Here is a 19,055-nt window from a genome sequence, read left to right on the forward strand (position 1 = left end):
GTCGACTCGTGCAGGCTCTGGACCCGGCCGACCCCCGCGAGATCGGCGCCTATCACCTGACCGGCGTGCTGGGCCGGGGCGGGCAGGGCTCGGTCTACCTCGCACGCGCGCCGGAGGGCGGTCAGGTCGCGGTCAAGCTGCTGCACGCCCGCGTGGGCGACGGAGAGGCGCACCGCCGCTACGTCCGCGAGGCCGACGCCGCGCGCAGGGTCGCGCCGTTCTCCACCGCCCGCGTGATCGACGTGGGCGTGGCCGCCGACCGGCCCTACCTGGTCAGCGAATACATCCCTGGCCCTTCGCTGGAGATGCTCGTGCGCGGCGAGGGCCCGCGCGCCGGCAGCGGGCTGGAGCGGCTGGCGGTGGCGACGCTGACGGCGCTGGCGGCCATCCACCGGGCAGGCATCGTGCACCGCGACTTCAAGCCGAGCAACGTCATCATGGGTCCCGAGGGGCCCGTGGTGATCGACTTCGGGATCGCCAGGGCGCTCGACCACACGACGACGCACTCGATCGTCGGCACGCCCGCGTTCATGGCGCCCGAGCAGTTCCACGACGGGCGGCTCACGCCCGCGGCCGACCTGTTCAGCTGGGCGAGCACGATGGTCTACGCGGCGACCGGGCAGCAGGCCTTCCGCGGGCAGACGCTGCCGTCGCTCATGCACGCGATCCTGACCCGCGAGCCCGACCTGTCGGCGGTGCCCGCCGGGTTACGGCCGATCCTGCAGGAGTGCCTGGCGAAGGAGCCCGAGGTACGGCCGGCGGCCGAGGCCCTGCTGCAGCGCCTCCTCGGCGAGCCGCTCACCCTGAAGGCCCCGACGCTCCCCGACCCCCGCCCCTCCGCCGACCCAGGCCCGCAGCAGCGGCCCACGTGGTCGACGGCGCCTCCCACGCGCTTCGTCACCTCGTCGCCCGCCGCCGCTCCCGCGCTCCGCCTCCCGTCGGTGCCCGTCGCGGCGACCGCGCTGGTCCTGGCGATCCCCGCTATCGGCGCCTCGCTGATCATGGCGCTGCTCGCCCTGCGCTTCGCCGTCGACGGCCAGACCCAGCCCGGGTTCGGCTGGACCCGCTGGGAGACCATCCGCAACGTGGCACTCCTGCTCGCCATCCCCGCCCTGGCCGCAGCCCTGTGGCGCGCCGCGGTCGGCGTCGCGGTCGCCGTCGTCGGCCTGACCGCCACGATCGCCCTGCAGCTGGTGTGGGACTTCGCCTTCGAGGGCTACGAGGTGATGCCCCAGCTGATGGCGGGCGCCACCGCCGCCATCCTGCAGGGCCTGCTGTTCCTGGCGGCCGGGCTGCTGTCGGCGCGGGTGAGCGTCACGGCCTGCGCGGCCGGCACGCTGGCCGGGCTGGCCATGCTCGCGGGCGACCTCGGCTGGATCGCGGGAGTCATCACCGAGCAGGACGACACCGCCTACTGGCGGATCGTGCTCGCCGCGACGTGCGTGAGCCGGGGCCTGGCGGCCGTCTGGCTGGCGCTGATCACCGCAGTCCTGCTGGCGCGTGCCGTACGGGCCGGGCAGGCGCGGGCCAAGCGCACCTAGGCCTGCAGAAAGCGCAGCACCTCGCGCAGGAACCCCTCGGGGTCGTCGAAGTGGATCAGATGCCCGACCTCGATCGTCACCAGCTGCGCGCCGGGGATCAGGCCGGCGACGCTGGGGGAGTCGACGTGGCTGGCCGAGCCGCCCGACAGCACGAGCGTCGGCGCGGTGATCTGCTTGAGCAGCCCCGGCCAGGCCGGGTCGGAGCGCACGAACTGCTCCTCGGTGGCGAACATCATCGCGTGGTCGAAGCCGGTCCACTCGTCGGAGGGCACGAGCGGGGGCCGGTGGGGGTGCGGCAGCGGCGGGGGAGGGTCCTCCAGCACCAGGCGGCCGACACGCGAGGGGTGGGTGGCGGCCAGGAAGTAGGCGACGACGCCGCCCAGCGAGTGGCCGACGACCGTGGCCTCCTCGACGCCCATCGCGTCGAGGAATCCCGCGATGTCGTCGGCCATCTCCCGGAAGGAGTAGCTGCCCGGCCAGGCGCTGTCGCCGTGGCCGCGCATGCTCACGGCGTAGACGTGGAAACGTTCGGCCAGGGGGCGGACGACGCCGTTCCAGTCGTTGTGGTTGGCGGTGCGGCCGTGCAGCAGGACGAGCGGTGGAGTGGTCGCCGAGCCGAGCTCGCGGTAGTCGAGGGTCACACCGTTCACCGTTGCAGTCGCCACTCGACCCACCTGTCCACGATCTCGAAGCCGATCATCTCGTTGATGGCCAGCATAGGGCGGTTGGAGTCGGCGTTGCCCGTCAGGATCTTGGTGACCTCGGGCCGCTCGGCGCGCAGCAGCTCCAGGTTGGCCAGCTTGACCAGCAGGCCGAGCCGGTGGCCGCGGTGTTCGCGCAGCACCGTGGTGTCCTCCTGGTCGGCGAAGCCGTCGTCGCGGTCGTCCTCGACGAAGATGCGGGTGAAGGCGGCGACCCGGCCCGTGGCGGCGTGGCGGGCGAGGGTGACGTAGGCACGCTGGCCGCTGCGTTCGATCGCCTTCTCGTAGGTGCGCACACGCTCGACGTCCCACACCATGTCCTCCAGGCCGGTGTCGCCGACGGGGGCGTCGTTCATGCCCTCGGCGAGCCTGGCCAGGTCGGGCAGGAGGTGCTCGGGCGTGGGGCCGGTCCACTGCTCCAGGGTGTAGCCGTGGCTGTGCCGTACGGCCTCGGAGCGCAGCTCGTCGAGGCGGTCGTCGCCGAGCCCGCCCAGGTCCAGGCAGCGGATCGCCTCCGGCATCGCCTCGGTCATGCCGAGGCTGCGGGCGAACGGCACGGCGGGGCCCTCGATGCTGGAGGAGGCGATGACGGTCGTGCGGTCGCAGCCGTCGAGCAGGTGGCGCGCCAGGGCGGTGCCGACGCCCCGGCGCCGGTGCCCGGGATGCACCGCCAGGTTGGACAGGCGGGCCATGTGGGTGTTGTCGGCGACGGGCAGGACCAGGCCGGCGCCGCCGACGACCACCCCGTCGCGCAGCGCGATCACGACCTGGACGTCGTTGCCGGTCCAGCCGGTCGTCGCCCACACCGTGAAGCGGCGCAGGCCGAACGGCGGGACGGGGCTGCCGGCGTAGGCCGCGCAGAAGACGGCGTGGAACTCGGGGATACGATCGGCTTCGAGCGGCACGATGTCCATGGGGTCAGGAGACACCCGCGCGCCGCGCGCGGTCCACCGAATTTCCGCCTCAGCGCGGCGGCAGGTCCGCCGCGGTCGGAGGCTGCGCCCAGGCCGCCTCGAAGGCCGCGGGGTCGGGGTCGGCCAGCACGGCGCAGGCCAGCCAGTGCTCGCCCGGCGGGTGCTCGCCCAGCAACGACGGCAGCCCGGTGCGCGGCACGATCAGGTTCGTGTTGGGGTCGACGACGATCATCTCGCCGGCGCGCTCCCCGCCCAGGTCGACGATGCCGCTGACCCCGGCCCTGGCCGAGCCGGCTCCGGCCTCGACGACGGCACCGTTGCGGTCGGCGGCGAATCCGCCCTCGGCGCTGTGCACGGTGCGGTCGCAGGTCAGCCGGTGCACGCGCAGGTGCCAGGGGGCGTGCGGGATCAGCCAGGTCTCCACCTCGACGCCGGGCATCGGGCTCCAGCGCGAGTGCACGACGTGGCCGTCGATCTTCGACTCAGACTCCTCGCGCACCCGCCAGTGCCGCCCGTCGTCCGACAGGGCGAGCATGCTGTCGGCCGCCGCCTGCCGCAGCCCGATGGAGCCGGTCGGCACGCTGAAGCCGAAGTGGGAGGAGTAGGCGAACTTGGCGTACTTCTCGGCCACGTGGCGCGGGTTCCAGCTCGCCCACTGCCCGCCGCACAACGCCGTGACGTGCGAGCCGGACATCATCACCATGCGCGCGTGCGGCAGGGCGTGCAGCGCGGGCACCTTGGGCATCGCCTCCTCCTGCGCCTGCCAGAAGGGGTGATCCTCGGGCAGGGCCAGGGGCAGGAAGGCCTTCATGGCCCAGTACGGCGAGCCGGGGGAGTTGTAGGCCTCGGCCATGTTGAGGCTGGCGTAGCCGTACCCGATCGACAGCGTGCCGTCGGTCTGGAAGATCGGCCTGCCGCGCCACCAGCGCAGGTGGCGCAGGAGCAGGCCCTTGACCTGGCCCCAGGGCAGCGCCTCGACGCCGGCGAAGGCCAGGGCTCCCCAGAACGCGGCCTGGGCGAAGCGGTAGGTCAGGCTCCTGCCGTACGGCACGGCGGCGCCGTCGGCGGCGAACCAGGTGGCGAAGTCGCGGGCGAACACCGCGGCGCGCTCGCGGAAACGCGCCGCCCGCGGGGTGCCGGGCCGAAGGCCCGCGTAGATGAGGCCGTAGAAGTGCATCGCGAACGGGATGTAGTAGTCGCGCTGCTCGGTGGCGCCGTCGGAGTACCAGCCGTCGGCGAGGTAGAACTCCTCCAGCCGGTCGAGCGCCTTCTCGGTGGCCTCGGGGTCGTGGGGCGCGCCCACGTTCTCCAGGCCGAGGTTGACCAGGACGCGGAAGAAGTGCCAGTTGTTGTCGGCCGGGGTGCGGTGGTTGATCTGGTCGAGCCAGGCGGCCAGCCGCTCCTGCGCGGCGGGGCGCAGCGGGGTCCAGAACCGTTCCGGCGCCAGCGCGAGTGCGAAGCCGATGGCGGCCATCTCCACCAGGCGCTGGTCGTGGTCGCGCGCCTCGCCCCAGTATTCGGCGTGGCCCGGGTCGCTGCCGCTGGTCAGGCCGTCGAGGTAGACGGGCCAGTCGGCGTACTCCCCGCCTCCGGCGGCCAGCGGGGCCAGTCCCCACAGCGGGCGGGCGAACCCCTCGAGCTCGGCCGCTTCCGGGTCGAAGTGGGCGGCGGTGGTGCCGACCTTGACGCGGGCGCCGCCGGGGCTGTGGGTCAGGGGCTCACAGAGCGCGCGGACGGCGTCCTGCAGGTCGTCGCGGGTGCGGAGGGGGTTGTCCATGGGCTCGCTTTCACGCGGTGGCGGGGATGGTGGCGGGGGTGCCGCGCAGGAGTTCTTCGACGACGAGGGTGGCCGCGCCCATGGCGACCGCGTCGGCTCCCAGGCGGCCCAGCACGATGGGCACGGGAGGGAAGGAGCTCATCGTGTTGGCGGCGGCCGAGGCCTGCACGCGGGCGAGCTGCGCGCCGCCGAGCATGAGTCCTGCCCAGCCGCCGATGACCACGCGTTCGGGGTTGAGCAGGTGGATCACATTGGACAACCCTATGCCGAGCAGGTCGGCGCTCTCCTCCACCACCGGCGAGCCTTCGCGGATGAGGCGGGCCAGGGTCGGTTCCTGGTCGGCGGCGTCGGCGGTGATCCCGGCCCTGTCGATGATCGACTCCGCGCCGACGTAGGCCTCCAGGCAGCCCTGGCCGCCGCAGCGGCAGGACCGCCCGCCCGCGACGATCTTCAGGTGGCCGAACTCGCCGGCCGCGCGGCCCGCGCCGCGGTAGATGGAGCCGTCGGTGACGAGCGTGCATCCCACGCCCGACCCTATGAAGACGACGACGGCGTCCCCGGCGTCGCGCGCGGAGCCGAACCACAGTTCGGCCTGGCCCATCGTCTTGGCGCCGTTGTCGACGAACAGCGGCAGCGAGGTGCCGCGGCGCAGCAGGGCGCCGAAGGGCACCGAGTCCCAGCCGAAGGTGGTGGCGTGCACGAGGGCGTCGGGGCCGCCCTCGACGATGCCGGGCACGCCGACGCCGATGCCGAGCACCTTGTCGTACGGCACGGCCGCGTCGGCCACGACGCTGTCGACGCCCATGAGCAGGTGGCGCGCCACCAGCTCGGGATCGTGCCTGGCGGTGTGGAGGGCGTAGTAGGCGCTGGCCCGCACGGTCATCGCCAGGTCGAACAGCTCCACCCTGACGTGGGTCTCGCCCACGTCGACGCCGACCACGTAGCCGTAGTCGGGGTTGACCCGCAGCAGCACGCGGGGGCGCCCGCCGTCGGAGTCGACCTGGCCGGACTCCACGATCATGTTCTCCGCGAGCAGGTCGGCGGTCAGGGTGCTGACCGATCCGGCGCTCAGCCCGGTCGCGGCGCTCAGGGCGTGGCGGTTGGTCTCGCCGGCGAAGTACAGCTCCCTGAGCAGCATCGCGCGGTTGCCGCGGCGCAGGTCTCGGACGGTCTTACGTTCAGACCTGCTCATGGATGCAACCTTTCACGACGCGAGGATAGATGACCCCGCTGTTACCAAAGCGTTTCATGACTTTCTTCAAGGCTTAGATTATCGTCTGGAGCCACCCCCAGTCGATAAGGAGACGACGACATGAGCCGAGCAATCGCGGCGGCGGCGGTTCTGGCCTTCGCATTAACCGCCTGCGGCAGCGGCGACAGCGGCGGCGGTGGGCAGGCCGCGGAGACCAAGACGTTGACCTACTGGATGTACCAGGACCGCACCCCGCAGGCGGGCGAGGTCGTGGAGAAGATCCGCAAGGACTTCGAGAAGGCCAATCCCGGGGTCAGCGTCAAGATCGTCAAGATTCCGAAGGACGACTTCAACACCAAGCTGGGCAGCGCCATCTCCAGCAAGACCGGGCCCGACGTGAGCACCTTGGACCAGCCGCTGGTCTCCAAGTACGCCAAGGACGGCACGATCGTGGAGCTGCCGGCCGGGCTGGTGACCGAGGGCACCTATTTCAAGGGCGCCTACGACACCAACCTGGGCACCGACGGCAAGTACTACGGCCTGCCGCTCGACCAGACCGGCGTGGCGCTGTTCTACAACAAGAAGCTGGTGCCGACCCCGCCCACGACCTGGGACGAGATGAAGGCCGCCAGCGAGAAGGTGCACGCGGCCGACCCGAACGTCGCCGGCATGGTCGTGCCCAAGGGCGACGGTTACGGCGGATGGATGTTCCCCGGCATCGTCGCGGGCAACGGCCTGGAGATGGCCGACGTCGCGAGCAAGAAGATCCTGTTCGACCAGCCGCAGGCCGTCGAGGCGCTGCAGCTGTGGGTGGACCTGCTCAAGTCCTCGCCGCGCAAGATCACCGACTCCGACCAGCCGTTCCAGAACGGCCTGGCGGGCATGATGATCTCCGGCCCCTGGGACGTGCCCACCATCCGCGAGCAGTTCCCCGAGCTCGACTTCAGCGTCGCGCCGCTGCCGTACAAGACCGAGGCCGCCGGAAACATCGGCGGCGAGAACGCGGTCGTCTACAAGACGAGCCCGAACCAGGACCTGGCCTGGAAGTGGCTGACCTTCATCACCAACGAGACCAACAACGGACCGCTGGCCGACGCGCTCGGCGGCTTCCCCGTCCACACCAAGGCCACGGCCGTCGGCTCGGGACCCGAGCACGAGGCCTTCCTGGCCCAGCTGAAGGTGGCGCACGCGCGCCCGGCCGTACCCGAGTGGATCCAGATCAACGACGAGATCATCGCTCCGGCGATCGAGTCGGCGCTGCTGGGCAAGATGACCGCGCAGGAGGCCTTGACCGACGCGGCCAACAAGACCCGCTCGCTGCTCGGGTGGAACAGCTGACATGAGTACTCCGGTCGTGGCCGGGCGGCGTCGCCGCCGCTCGGCCCCTGGACGGCGCAGGGACCACGTGATCGCGTGGCTGCTCATCGCCCCGGCGCTGGTCTACTTCGTGGTCTTCCTGCTGTATCCCGCCCTGTCGGCCCTCTACTACAGCTTCACGGACTGGAACCTGCGCGCCAGCGCCAACTGGGTCGGGTTCCAGAACTACGTCGACCTGTTCACCGACGAGGTGAAGTATCCGCACTTCTGGAAGTCCGTCCAGGTCACGCTGCAGTACACGCTCATCGCCGTGCCTCTCACCCTGGGCACCGCGCTGATCCAGGCGCTGCTCATCAACGCCATCAAGCGGGGCTCCAACCTCTTCCGCCTGCTGCTGTTCCTGCCCGTGGTCACCGCGGAGGCGGCCGTGGGCGCGATCTGGCGCTGGCTCTACGACCCGCGCTACGGCCTGATCAACAGCGTGCTGGAAGTGTTCGGCATCCCCGGGCAGAACTGGCTCAACACCCCCGAGCTGGTCATCCCGGCCCTGGCCTTCATCTCGGCCTGGCAGTGCGGCATCTCCATGATCATCTTCCTGGCGGGGCTCAAGGGCATCCCCGGCTCGATCATCGAGGCGGCCACCATCGACGGCGCCAACGCCTTCCAGCGCTTCCGCAAGGTCGTCATGCCGATGCTCCGGCCGACCACCTTCTACCTGCTGGTCACCGGCGTGATCGCGGCACTGCAGGTCTTCGGCCTGGTCTACGTGATCTTCAGCGGCGCGGGACGCAGCGTCACCGGCGGTCCCGAGCAGTCAGGCCTGGCCTACGTGCTCCACCTGTACCTGTTCGCCTTCCGCTACGACGCGATGGGCGCGGCCTGCGCGATGTCGTTCATCCTGCTGGTCTTCATCATGATCATCACTGCGCTGCAGTTCAAGTTCGTCAAGCAGGAGGCGGCGTGAGACGGCTGTCGATCTACGGCGCGCTGATCATCCTGACCCTGATCTCCGTGGTGCCGTTCCTGTGGATGCTGGCCACCTCGTTCAAGCACGGCTCCGACATCTACACCAAGGTCCCGCAGCTGCTGCCGCTGGACAAGGAGACCGGCGAGTGGGCGGGCACGCTCGAGAACTACTCCTACGTCATGGAGATCGGCGGGCTCGGCCAGGCCTTCCTCAACAGCGTCTGGATCACGCTCGTGCTGGTCCCGGCCAAACTGCTGGTCGACGCGCTGGCCGCCTACGCCTTCGCGCGCATCCCCTTCCCCGGCCGCGACAAGATCTTCGTGCTGCTGCTCGGCGGCATGATGGTGCCGACCATCACGCTGCTCATCCCGCGCATCCACGTCACGCAGGCACTGGGCATGTTCGACTCCCCGTGGGGCCTGATCATCCCGAACGTCGCCTCGGTGATCGACATCTTCCTGCTGCGGCAGTTCTTCCTCTCCATTCCCAAGGAGCTGGAGGAGGCCGCGCTGATCGACGGCGGCGGGCGCATGCAGATCTTCTGGCGCGTCATCCTGCCGCTGTCGAAGCCGGTGCTGGCCGTCGTGACGATCACCAGCTTCCTGTTCCACTGGAACGACCTCGTCTGGCCCCTCGTGGTGCTCAACGACCCGGAGCTCTACACGCTCCCGCTGGCGTTGCAGCAGCTCGTGGCCTCGCCCGACGGCGGACGGGCCTACTACATCATGGCGGGCGCGACGCTGGCGGTCATCCCCGTGATCGTCGTCCTGCTGATCTTCCAGCGGCGAATCCTGGCGGGAATCGCCTTCACCGGTCTCAAGGCCTAAGGAGTCTGCAAGCGTGTCCATCGAGGTACGGGACGGGGTCACCGTCATCGAGGGCGAAGCCAGGGTGCTCGTCAGCGCCGACTATCCCTACTACCGGGACCGGCCGGAGGTCTGGGCCGACCGGCTGACGGCGCTGCGCGACGTGCTGGGGATCGACGTGATCACCAGCTACATCCCGTGGCGCCACCACCAGCCGCTCGCCGACAGCCCGCCGGACTTCACCGGGCACACCCACCCGTCGCGCAACGTCATCGGCTTCCTGGAGCTGTGCCACCGGCTGGGGCTGAAGGTCGTGGCCAAGCCGGGCCCATTCATCCACGCCGAAGTCGACTACGGCGGCCTGCCCGACTGGGTGTGCCCCGACGCCGACCCGGCCATCGAGCCGCTGCTGGACGTCGACGGCAAGGCCTCGCGCTGGTTCTACGGCTCGGGACCCGGCGGCAAGCCGCTGCCCGCGCCGCTGGCCGAGCCGTTCGCCGGCCTGGTCCAGGAGTGGCTGTCGGCGGTCGGGTCCAAGGTGCTGGACGCCGCGACCTGGCCCGACGGCCCGGTGATCCTCATGCAGATCGCCAACGAGGGCATCTACACCAACGGCGCCCGGCCGGTGACGGCCTACGACTTCAGCCCCTCCTCGGTGGAGTTCTTCCGCGCCACCACCGGCCGCCACGAGCCGCCGCGCTCGGCCGGCGAGGACCCGATGCTGCTGGCCGACTGGGGCCGCTACCACGCGGTCTACCTGTCCACCGTCTACCGGCGCTGGGCCGAAGCGGTCGGCTGCCGGGTGCCCACGGTGATCAACCTCAACCCGCCGACCGTCGAGGACCTCGACGACTGGCTGGTGCGGGTCTCGCCGGGGGAGTGGGGCGACATCGCCTACGGCTTCACCAACTGGATGGGCGTGGTCTCCTCCGAGGCCGACGCGCACTTCCGCTACGTGACCGCCGCCAAGCTCGCGCCGGGGCCGAACCTGGAGGAGAACTGGGGCTTCTCCCAGCTCTACGACCCGGCCTACGGCGACGCCACCACCTCCTTCCACCAGTCGCTGCTGGCGCTGGCGGCGGGGGCGACCGGCTTCAACGTCTACACCGGCGTCTCCACCTCCGGCTGGCCGCAGGAGCTCGACTCGCAGACCGCCTCGCCGTACCCGGACTGCTCGCCGATCGCCGCGGACGGCACCGCCACCGTCAAGGCGCCCGCCGTCCGGGCCCTGGCGGACTTCTTCGCCCGCCACGGCGTGGAGTTCCTGGAGAGCACGCCGGTCGTCGGCGGCAGCTTCGGGCTCTACCGGCCCTGGTCGGGCATCGCGGCCTGGGACGTGATGGAGAACGGCGAGGCGCTGCGGGCCTTCCACGCCCGCATGCGGGCGGCCGGGCACGACTACCTCATCGCCGACCTGGCCGGCGACGTCAGCGGGCACGAGCGGATCACCATCCCCGGCGGCCGGTTCATGCACCGCTCGGTCCAGGAGGCCCTGGCGCGCTCCGGCGCGGCGATCGAGGTGCTCGGCCAGGTGCCGGTGCTCGACGAGAACCTCGAACCGTGCACCGTGCTGGCCGACGCGCTCGGCGCGCCGGTCCCGGCGCTGCCGGAACCGCCCGCCCGCGTCGTCGACGGCTCCGCCGACGTCTACGTGCGCAGGCACCCCGAGCGCGACGTCGCCTACCTGACCGTCCTGGTCCAGGACGACAACGCCGGACCCGTCCGGGTGCAGTACGGCACGCGCTCCCTGGAGGTCGTCGCCGCCAGGGGCGGAGCCGCGGTGCTCAGGATCGTGGGCGGTCAGCTCGACGACCTGCTGGTCAAGGGCGTCAACGGCTACCTCGGCTCGAGCGTGGCCGCCTCGGTCTCGCTCGACGGCCAGACCGTGGCATTGGAGGAGCCCGGAGATCTGTACCGGCTTGCCTAAGAAGGGCGCTTTAGTGGGCAGAGATTGCCCATGAACCCCAGGTGAGGGCTCGCTAGCGTCGTCACCGTGGGTGAACGGATCCTCATCGCGCTCGGCGGCAACGCCATGACCGGGCCCGACGGCACGGCCTCTCCGCGCGACCAGCAGGCCGCCGTGGAGCGGGCGATGCGCCACGTGCGCTCGCTCGTCGCCGCCGGGCACCGGGTGATCCTCACCCACGGCAACGGCCCCCAGGTGGGCAACCTGCTGCTGAAGAACCAGCTGGCCGCCTCGGTCGTGCCCCCGGTGCCGCTCGACTGGTGCGGCGCCCAGACGCAGGCGACCATCGGCACGCTCATCCTCAACAGCCTCCAGGGCCGAAGCGCCGCCGTGGTCACCCGCACGCTGGTCGACGTCGGCGACCCCGCCTTCCTCGACCCGGTCAAGCCGATCGGGCGCTACTTCCCCGAGGCGGAAGCGCGCATCTTCGAGAAGCTCGGGCAGAGCTGGCGCTCCTTCGAGCGCGGCTGGCGCCGGGTCGTGGCCTCGCCGGAGCCGCTGGAGATCCTCGACGCGCCTGCCGTACAGGTGCTCATGGACGCCGGATACACCGTCGTCGCCGCGGGAGGCGGGGGAGTGCCCGTCGTCCGGCTGGACGACGGCTCACTGGCGGGGATCGAGGCCGTCATCGACAAGGACCTGGCGGCGGCGCTGCTGGCCCGCTCCGTCCGCGCCTCCGTGCTGATCATCGCCACCGACGTCCCGAACGCCGTCGTGGGCTTCGGCGGCCCCGATCCTCGGCCGCTCGGCGCCATCTCCGTGTCCGAGCTGCGTGTCCTGCACGCCGCCGGGCACTTCGCAGGGGGCAGCATGGGTCCCAAGGTGGAGGCGGCGTTGCGCTTCGTGGGGGCGGGCGGTCGCCTGGCTGTCATCACCGGGCTGGAGTCGCTGGGCGGCGCCCTGACCGGAACCATCGGGACGAGAGTGGAGAGAGATGCCGGATCCGATTGAAGTGCGCAAAGTCATGATCGAGAGCGTGACCGACGCCTCCGGGCTGTCGAAGCTCATCGACGAGGGCGTGATCGAGGCGCACCGGGTGCTCGCCGTCATCGGCAAGACCGAGGGCAACGGAGGCGTCAACGACTACACCCGCATCCTGGCCGACACCGCCTTCCGCGACGTCCTGGCCCGCCACGGCCACCCGTCGCCGTCGTCGGTGCCCCTGGTCTGGTCGGGCGGCACAGACGGCGTGCTCAGCCCGCACGCCACGATCTTCGCCACCGCCGACCCGTCCACGGTCACCCCGTCGGACGAGCCGCGGCTGTCGGTCGGCGTCGCGATGAGCGACATCATCCTGCCCGAGGACATCGGCCGGCCCGCGATGGTGGAGAAGGTCGCCGCCGGCGTGCGGGAAGCCATGAAGGTCGCCGGCATCACCGACCCGGCCGACGTGCACTACGTGCAGACCAAGACGCCCCTGCTGACCCTGGCCACCATCGAGGACGCCCGCAGCCGCGGCAAGGAGACCGTCATCGAGGACACCGGTCCCTCGATGGACCTGTCGAACGCCACCACCGCGCTCGGCATCGCCGTGGCGCTCGGCGAGATCGAGATGCCCACCGCCGCGCAGATCTTCCGCGACCTGTCGCTGTACTCCTCGGTCGCCTCCTGCTCCTCGGGCGTCGAGCTCGACCGCGCCCAGATCGTCGTCGTCGGCAACGTGCGCGGCATCGGCGGCCGCTACCGCATCGGGCACTCGGTCATGAAGGACGCCCTCGACGCCGACGGCATCTGGGAGGCCATCCGCTCGGCCGGGCTCGAACTGCCCGAGCGTCCGCACCACAGCGACCTCGGCGACCGCCTCGTCAACGTCTTCCTCAAGTGCGAGGCCGACCCGTCGGGCCGGGTGCGCGCCCGCCGCAACATCATGCTCGACGACTCCGACGTGCACTGGCACCGGCAGATCAAGGCCGCCGTCGGCGGCGTCACCGCCTCCGTCACCGGCGATCCGGCCGTCTTCGTCTCGGTCGCCGCCGTCCACCAGGGCCCCTCGGGCGGCGGCCCGGTCGCGGCCATCGTGGATCTCTCGACGGACTGACCTGGGCATATCGTCCGGCTGACCGGGAAGGGGAACCGCGAGGAAAGGAGACGACCATGCCTCGCGGTTCCAGCCCGAAACGGGAACGGCAGTACGAGCACATCAAGGACAGCGCCAAGAAACGCGGCGTGAGCGACAAGCGCGCCACCGAGATCGCGGCCCGCACGGTCAACAAGGAGCGGGCCAGGGCGGGGGAGTCCAAGACCGCCAGCCGCACCTCGACGGACGACATCTCCTCGTCCCGGCGCGGCGGGCTGCGCTCGCACAAGGGGGCGGGCGGCCGCACCAAGGACCAGCTGTACGCCGAGGCCAGGAAGCGCAAGATCCCCGGCCGCTCCGGCATGAACAAGGCCCAGCTGGAGAAGGCGCTGTCTTGACCTGGAGTGCGCTCCAGTGCCTAGCGTCGCCCCCATGCGACAAGTCCTACTGGGCCACAGCGGCCTGAAAGTCAGCGAGTTGTGCCTCGGGGCCATGACCTTCGGCCGCGAGAGCGACGAGCGCACCAGCCACGCCATGCTCGACGCCTTCACCGAGGCGGGCGGCGACTTCATCGACACCGCCGACGTCTACTCCTCCGGGGTCTCGGAGGAGATCCTCGGGCGGTGGCTCAAGAGCCGCCCGCGCGAGGACGTGATCGTGGCCACCAAGGTGCGCTGGGGCCCGGGCGGCAACCGGGAGGGGCTGACCCGGGCTCACATCCTGCGCTCGGTCGAGGGCAGCCTGCGCCGCCTCGGCACCGACTACATCGACCTGTACCAGCTGCACGGCTGGGACGACGTGACCCCGCTGGAGCAGACCCTCGGCACGCTCGACCTGCTCGTACGGCAGGGCAAGGTGCGATACCTGGGCGTCAGCAACTGGTCGGGCTGGCAGCTGCAGAAGGGCGTCGACCTGCAGCGCCACCGGGGCTGGGAGCCGTTCGTGTGCCTGCAGCCCCTGTACAACCTGCTCGACAGGGAGAGCGAGCTCGAACTGCTGCCGGTGTGCGCCAACGAGGGGCTCGGGGTCATCCCCTGGAGCCCGCTGCGCGGCGGGTGGCTGAGCGGGAAGTACCACCGGGGCATGGACGCGCCGCCCGCCGGGACCCGGGTGGAGGAGGCGGGCAGGAACAACTGGTCGGAGGACTGGGACACCTACGCCACCGAGCGCACCTGGCGGGTGCTGGAGGAGGCCGCGGCGGTCGCCCGGGAGGCGGGGCGCACCGTGGCGCAGGTCGCGCTGCGGTGGCTGCTGCAGCAGCCCGGGGTGACGGCGCCGATCGTGGGGGCGCGGACCATGGAGCACTTCGGCGACAACCTGGGCGCCGCGGGGTGGGAGCTGAGCCAGGAGCAGATGGCACGGCTGACGGCCGTCAGCGACCGGCCGCTGCCGTACCCGTATGACGTGCTGGCGAGGTCGTCGCGTCGTTGACCTATGACTGACCAGTCAGTCATAATACGATTCATGCCGAAACGAGTGGACAGGGCGGCCAAGCGCGAGGCGATCCTGGAGGCGGCGGTGCGAGTCTTCGCCCGCAAGGGCTTCGCCGCCTCCAGGATCGAGGACATCGCCGCCGAGGCCGGCATCGCCAAGGGCAGCGTGTACCTCTACTTCGACAGCCGCGACGCCGTCCTGGAGGGCGTGTTCGCGGCCTACGCGGAACGCGCCGAGCGGGTCCTGTCCTCGCTCGGCGACGGGCCGCCCCTGGAGCGGCTGGCGGCGTTGATCAGGGGGACGCTCGGGATGCTCGCCGAGCACCCCGACCACGCGAGGGTGCTGGTCGATCTGTGGTCCACGGCCGCGCCGCTCGACATGGCAGCCCTCTACCGCGACTACCGCGAGGTGATCGGGGGGTTGCTGGAGGAGGCGGGGCAGCAACTGCGGCCCGGCATCGGGCGGGCGCACGCCGCGGTGATCGTGGCCGCGATCGAGGGCTGCCTGGTGCAGTGGCTCGTGGACCCCGCCCTGGACCTGCCCGCCCTCGCCGGCCCGGTCATCGACGTGTGCGTGGAAGGAATCCGCGCATGACACCCGACGGCACCCGTGTCAGTCTCACCGACCGCCTCATCGCCCCTGGCGCCACGCGCGGCGAGGTGTCGCTCAGCTTCGGCGTCGCCTTCGCCGGCGCCGCCGTCGCCACCGTCCTGGCCGCCCGCGCGTCCCTGCCCGCCCTCGCCGTCGCCCTCATCGCCCTGGTGGCCTTCGACCTGTACGGCGGAGCCGTCGTCAACGCCACGACCTCGGCCAAACGCTGGTTCCACCGCCCGGGCCGCACCGCCCGCCACCACCTGCTCTTCGTGGCCGTCCACGTCCAGCCCTTCCTCCTGGCCTGGGCCGTACCCGGAGTGACGTGGCGGGCGGCGGCGACGATCTACCTGATCACCCTGGCCGCAGCCCTGGCCGTGGAGTTCACGCCCGCGTCCCTGAAGCGCCCCGCCGCCTTCGCGGCCACCGCGCTGGCTCTGGCCCTCCTGCCCGCCCTGCCCGCGGCCCTGTCGTGGTTCGCCCCGCTCCTCCTCATCAAGCTCCTCCTGGCCCACCTGCTCCCGGAGAGCCCAGCCGCCCGCTGACCGGCGCCCATCAGGCGAAGGCGGCATCCCTGGCCAGCGCCAGCGCCGTCAGCACGGCACCCTGCAGGATCGCATTGCCCTCGACCGTGCTCGCCCGGATCTCGGTCGGCGCCGGAGACCGCGCGGCCACCTTCTCCTGCACCAGCCCGGCCAGCTCGGCGCCGCCCGCCCGTCCGATGGACCCGCCCAGCACCACCAGCCCGGGATCCAGCACCGACGCCACCGTGAAGACGCTGGCGGCGACCAGCTCCACCAGCTCGTCCGAAGCCGTGCCCAGTGCCCGGGTGTTCTCGATCGCGCAGCAGAACGGCTCGCCGTCGAGCTCCAGCAGTCCGACCTCGCCCGCCCCGCCCGAGGCCCCCCGCCGCAGCTTTCCGTCGAGCACGATCGCTCCGCCGACGCCGTCGTCGAGCCAGATCAGCGCGAAGTCGTCGCGCCCGGCCGCGGCACCCAGGCGGTGCTCCGCGATGGCCGCCACGTTGACCTCGTTCTCCAGCACCGTCTCGACCTCGGGCAGCCGGGCCTGGACCGCCGTCCGCAGGTCGGTGCGCCAGCCCGGCACCCCTTCGCCCCGCGCCTCGCCGGTGTGCGGATGCACCAGCCCGGGCGCGCCCAGCACGACGGCCTTGAGGTCGCGCCCGTCGGCCGCCTCCCGCACCGTCGCGGCGATCTCCGCCGCCAGATCGGCCGTCCGTGGCCCGAGCGCGCTCCGCGCCTCGCCCACCCCCCGCCCCGTGAGATCGGCCACCGTCACGTGGACGGCGCTGCGCCGCACGTCGACCCCCACCGCATGGGTCAGCCCCGCCACCAGCCCGTAGAGCTTGGCGTTCGGCCCCCGCCGGTCCTCCCCGGACTCGCCGGTCACCTCGATGAGCCCGTGCGCCTGGAGCCGTTCGATGAGATCGGACACCGTCGGCCGCGACAGCCCGGTGAGTTCGCGCAGTTGGGGCGCGGTGAGCGGCCCGCGCTCGAGCAGCAGGTCGAGAGCCAGCCGGTCGTTGATCGCCCGGGCCAGCGAAGGGGTGGCGGTCTTCACGCCTCCCATAATAAGCAGGGTTCCTGCCTAAAAGGGCTTTTCATCAGGAACCCTTCCTGTTAATTTCTTGGGCATGAACTCCCACCACCGCTCCATCGGTTTGGTCTTCGCCGTCCACGGCATGGTCGCCGGAAGCATGTCCACCCGCATCCCATGGATCCAGGACCAGCTGGACCTGGGCCCCGGCACCCTCGGCCTCGCCCTCCTGTGCCCCTCCATCGGCGCCTTCCTGGCCATGCCGACCGCCAGCCGGCTGGCCCACCGGTTCGGCACCCGTGCGACCACCCGCCTGTTGATCGCCCTGTGGTGCGCCGCAGCCCTGTTGCCCCCCTTGTCTCCCTCACTCGCCTGGTTCTTCGCGACGCTCCTGCTGTACGGCGCCGCCGCCGGGATGTCCGACGTCGTCATGAACGCGCACGGCGTGGTCGTCGAGAAACACCTCGACCGCCCGATCATCTCCGGCTTGCACGGCATGTGGGCGGTCGGCAGCCTGGCCGGCGGCGGCCTCGGCGTCCTGGCCGCCCACTTCGGCCTCGACGCCCGCCTCCACCTGGCCGCGGTGTCGCTGGTGACGCTGGCAGTCGGCGTCCTGGTCGGCCGGGGCCTGCTGGCCGACGGGCCCGCCGGCGCCCACGTCCCCGCGCCCCGCCGTTTCGCCCTGCCCACCCGCGCCATCGCCGCCATCGGCGTCGTCGGCTTCTGCGGCACCTTCGCCGAAGGCGCCAGCGCCAACTGGGCCGCCGTCTACGTCACCGAAGTCGCCTCCGCCGGGCCAGGCATGGCCGCCGCCACCTACACGATCTTCATGCTCTTCATGGCCGGCACCCGCCTGTCGGGCGACCGCATCGTGCAGCGCTTCGGCCCGGTCGCGGTCGTCAGGGTCGGCGGCGCCACCGCCGCCCTCGGCGCCCTCCTCGTCGTCTTCGCCCGCACCCCGCTCCTGGCCATCACCGGCTTCTCCCTGCTGGGCCTGGGAGTCGCGGTCGTCGTCCCGCTCGTGTTCGCCGCCGCCGGCCGCACAGCCGCCACCCCCGGCGAAGGCGTGGCAGGCGTGGCCACCATCACCTACCTGTCAGGCCTCACGGCCCCGGCGATCACGGGGTGGGCCGCGGGCGCCTTCTCCTACCCCACGGCGTTCACGCTGGTCGCCGTGATCCTCGTGGCCATGTCAGCCCTCGCCGGCGCCCTCCGCCCCAAGCCCGCCCCGACCCAGACCCCCGAGCCCGCCCTGCGCTGAGCGCACGCTGCGAGCCTGGCGTGTCACGCCCATGCCGCTCCACTCACCCCGCGGGGCCAGAGGACTCACGCCCACCAATCGAGGTCCGGCAACCGCAGCCAGACATCGGGCTCGCCGGCGATCGCCCGGTCGTCGGTCGGCCGCAGCCCGGCCCGGGCACAGCCGAACGCCACCGGCTGAACGAAGTAGAGAAACTCCCACAAGATCCAGTCGGCCGACGTCGTCTCGTCCAGCCGAACGCCATCGGACGCGACGTACTCCCCGTCCAGATACTCCCGCCACTGGTGACCACTCTTGGGGTTCGAATAGGCGGTGTGGCAGATCGTCCCCGCCGACAGCCGCCGCCCGACCCCAGGAGTGCTCGCGCCGTACGCCCACGGTTGCGTGACCACGCAACCGCCCTGCACCTCGGTCACCCCGACGATCGACAACTCGTCGCCGTCACCCGCCCACGGATCCTCCCGCAGTTCCTCGACGCGCTCCTCTTCGGCGACCTCGGCCCCCAGCCGCCGTGCGACGTCACGCGCCGAGAGGCCGGCGGCGCACGCGAGGCTCCTGCCGTAGAAATCGAACCCACCGAAGACCGCGATCAGCCGCCTCGCCTCATCGACGGCCGCCCGCTCGTCCGGGCTCAGGGCCACCCCGCCCGGTGGCTCGCCGAACAGCCCCGGCTCCCTGCCGGCCAGGCTCAACCGGCCGGGCGACCAGCCCGCCATCATCGGCCGCCACGGGTCCGCGCCGGCCGCGACCAGGGCCCGCGCGTTGTCCGGCCGGTTGGCGAAGACGGCCTCCCACAACGCTGTACGGCCCCGGTGCACCGCCTCGGCCACGGCTCCCGCGGCCACCAACTCCCCGATCGCCTCCGGGCTGCCGTGCCGCGCCGCCATGTGGAGCGGCGGCCTGCGATGACGGATCTCGGCGTTGGGATCGGCGCCGGCGGCCAGTCTCGCGCGGACCTTGGCGGCGTCCTTCCAGTCATGTCCGGGAAAGGGAATCCAACCAGTCACCCGCCCA

At 71.7% G+C, this 19,055-nt stretch carries 18 protein-coding genes; 12 read left to right on the forward strand and 6 right to left on the reverse strand.

The genetic code is table 11. The annotated features are described in order from the left end of the window. Positions 1–8 precede the first annotated feature (8 nt). Entirely contained in the window at positions 9–1,541 is a 1,533-nt protein-coding gene (locus ACIBH1_RS35070; RefSeq protein ID WP_397318303.1) for a serine/threonine-protein kinase, read from the forward strand. Here the strand turns inward: ACIBH1_RS35070 and ACIBH1_RS35075 are convergent. Genes ACIBH1_RS35075 through ACIBH1_RS35090 form a run of 4 tightly spaced genes read right to left on the reverse strand, consistent with a single transcriptional unit; the run spans position 1,538 to position 6,125 of the window. After that, positions 1,538–2,182, reverse strand: a complete 645-nt coding sequence (locus tag ACIBH1_RS35075) for an alpha/beta fold hydrolase (RefSeq protein ID WP_397318304.1) — start codon at positions 2,180–2,182, stop codon at positions 1,538–1,540. The two genes, ACIBH1_RS35070 and ACIBH1_RS35075, sit on opposite strands and share 4 nt — an antisense overlap. 5 nt (positions 2,183–2,187) lie before the next feature. Continuing rightward, positions 2,188–3,156 (reverse strand): GNAT family N-acetyltransferase, encoded by a 969-nt coding sequence (locus tag ACIBH1_RS35080; RefSeq protein ID WP_397318305.1) that lies wholly within the window; start codon positions 3,154–3,156, stop codon positions 2,188–2,190. 49 nt (positions 3,157–3,205) lie between these two features. Continuing rightward, on the reverse strand, positions 3,206–4,933 hold the full coding sequence (locus ACIBH1_RS35085; protein WP_397318306.1) for a DUF2264 domain-containing protein: 1,728 nt from the start codon (positions 4,931–4,933) through the stop codon (positions 3,206–3,208). A gap of 10 nt (positions 4,934–4,943) precedes the next feature. Continuing rightward, positions 4,944–6,125, reverse strand: a complete 1,182-nt coding sequence (locus tag ACIBH1_RS35090; protein ID WP_397318307.1) for an ROK family protein — start codon at positions 6,123–6,125, stop codon at positions 4,944–4,946. Positions 6,126–6,245: 120 nt separating this feature from the next. On the opposite strand from ACIBH1_RS35090, the gene ACIBH1_RS35095 reads away from it, so the two are divergent. The 10 genes from ACIBH1_RS35095 to ACIBH1_RS35140 all read left to right on the forward strand — a co-directional run bounded on the left by ACIBH1_RS35095 (position 6,246) and on the right by ACIBH1_RS35140 (position 15,768). Beyond that, positions 6,246–7,463, forward strand: coding sequence for an ABC transporter substrate-binding protein (locus ACIBH1_RS35095; RefSeq protein WP_397318308.1), 1,218 nt, complete (start codon positions 6,246–6,248; stop codon positions 7,461–7,463). A 1-nt stretch (position 7,464) separates the two neighbouring features. Then, on the forward strand, positions 7,465–8,406 hold the full coding sequence (locus ACIBH1_RS35100; RefSeq protein ID WP_397318309.1) for a carbohydrate ABC transporter permease: 942 nt from the start codon (positions 7,465–7,467) through the stop codon (positions 8,404–8,406). Beyond that, positions 8,403–9,236, forward strand: coding sequence for a carbohydrate ABC transporter permease (locus ACIBH1_RS35105; RefSeq protein WP_397318310.1), 834 nt, complete (start codon positions 8,403–8,405; stop codon positions 9,234–9,236). Before ACIBH1_RS35100 ends, ACIBH1_RS35105 begins: the two co-directional genes overlap by 4 nt. Before the next feature lie 13 nt (positions 9,237–9,249). Beyond that, a complete protein-coding gene (locus tag ACIBH1_RS35110) occupies positions 9,250–11,142 on the forward strand; it encodes a beta-galactosidase (RefSeq protein WP_397318311.1) in 1,893 nt (630 codons plus the stop codon). Between the two features lie 66 nt (positions 11,143–11,208). Further along, positions 11,209–12,132, forward strand: a complete 924-nt coding sequence (locus tag ACIBH1_RS35115; protein WP_397318312.1) for a carbamate kinase — start codon at positions 11,209–11,211, stop codon at positions 12,130–12,132. Continuing rightward, positions 12,116–13,219, forward strand: a complete 1,104-nt coding sequence (locus ACIBH1_RS35120) for a ring-opening amidohydrolase (protein ID WP_397318313.1) — start codon at positions 12,116–12,118, stop codon at positions 13,217–13,219. Before ACIBH1_RS35115 ends, ACIBH1_RS35120 begins: the two co-directional genes overlap by 17 nt. Before the next feature lie 56 nt (positions 13,220–13,275). Beyond that, entirely contained in the window at positions 13,276–13,596 is a 321-nt protein-coding gene (locus ACIBH1_RS35125; RefSeq protein WP_397318314.1) for a plasmid stabilization protein, read from the forward strand. A gap of 34 nt (positions 13,597–13,630) precedes the next feature. Continuing rightward, entirely contained in the window at positions 13,631–14,629 is a 999-nt protein-coding gene (locus tag ACIBH1_RS35130; protein ID WP_397318315.1) for an aldo/keto reductase, read from the forward strand. A gap of 33 nt (positions 14,630–14,662) precedes the next feature. After that, positions 14,663–15,226 (forward strand): TetR/AcrR family transcriptional regulator, encoded by a 564-nt coding sequence (locus ACIBH1_RS35135; RefSeq protein ID WP_397318316.1) that lies wholly within the window; start codon positions 14,663–14,665, stop codon positions 15,224–15,226. Continuing rightward, positions 15,223–15,768, forward strand: coding sequence for a hypothetical protein (locus ACIBH1_RS35140; protein WP_397318317.1), 546 nt, complete (start codon positions 15,223–15,225; stop codon positions 15,766–15,768). Before ACIBH1_RS35135 ends, ACIBH1_RS35140 begins: the two co-directional genes overlap by 4 nt. A 10-nt stretch (positions 15,769–15,778) precedes the next feature. Here the strand turns inward: ACIBH1_RS35140 and ACIBH1_RS35145 are convergent, their stop codons facing one another. Then, a complete protein-coding gene (locus ACIBH1_RS35145; RefSeq protein ID WP_397318319.1) occupies positions 15,779–16,804 on the reverse strand; it encodes an ROK family transcriptional regulator in 1,026 nt (341 codons plus the stop codon). A 73-nt stretch (positions 16,805–16,877) separates the two neighbouring features. Here ACIBH1_RS35145 and ACIBH1_RS35150 point away from each other — a divergent pair, with 73 nt between their 5' ends. Continuing rightward, positions 16,878–18,041, forward strand: coding sequence for an MFS transporter (locus ACIBH1_RS35150; RefSeq protein WP_397318320.1), 1,164 nt, complete (start codon positions 16,878–16,880; stop codon positions 18,039–18,041). Positions 18,042–18,106: 65 nt separating this feature from the next. Here ACIBH1_RS35150 and ACIBH1_RS35155 read toward each other — a convergent pair whose 3' ends face one another. Continuing rightward, positions 18,107–19,048, reverse strand: coding sequence for an ankyrin repeat domain-containing protein (locus ACIBH1_RS35155; protein ID WP_397318322.1), 942 nt, complete (start codon positions 19,046–19,048; stop codon positions 18,107–18,109). Positions 19,049–19,055: the final 7 nt, after the last annotated feature.

It is taken from the genome of Nonomuraea sp. NPDC050663 (assembly GCF_044456985.1).
Taxonomy (GTDB): domain Bacteria; phylum Actinomycetota; class Actinomycetes; order Streptosporangiales; family Streptosporangiaceae; genus Nonomuraea.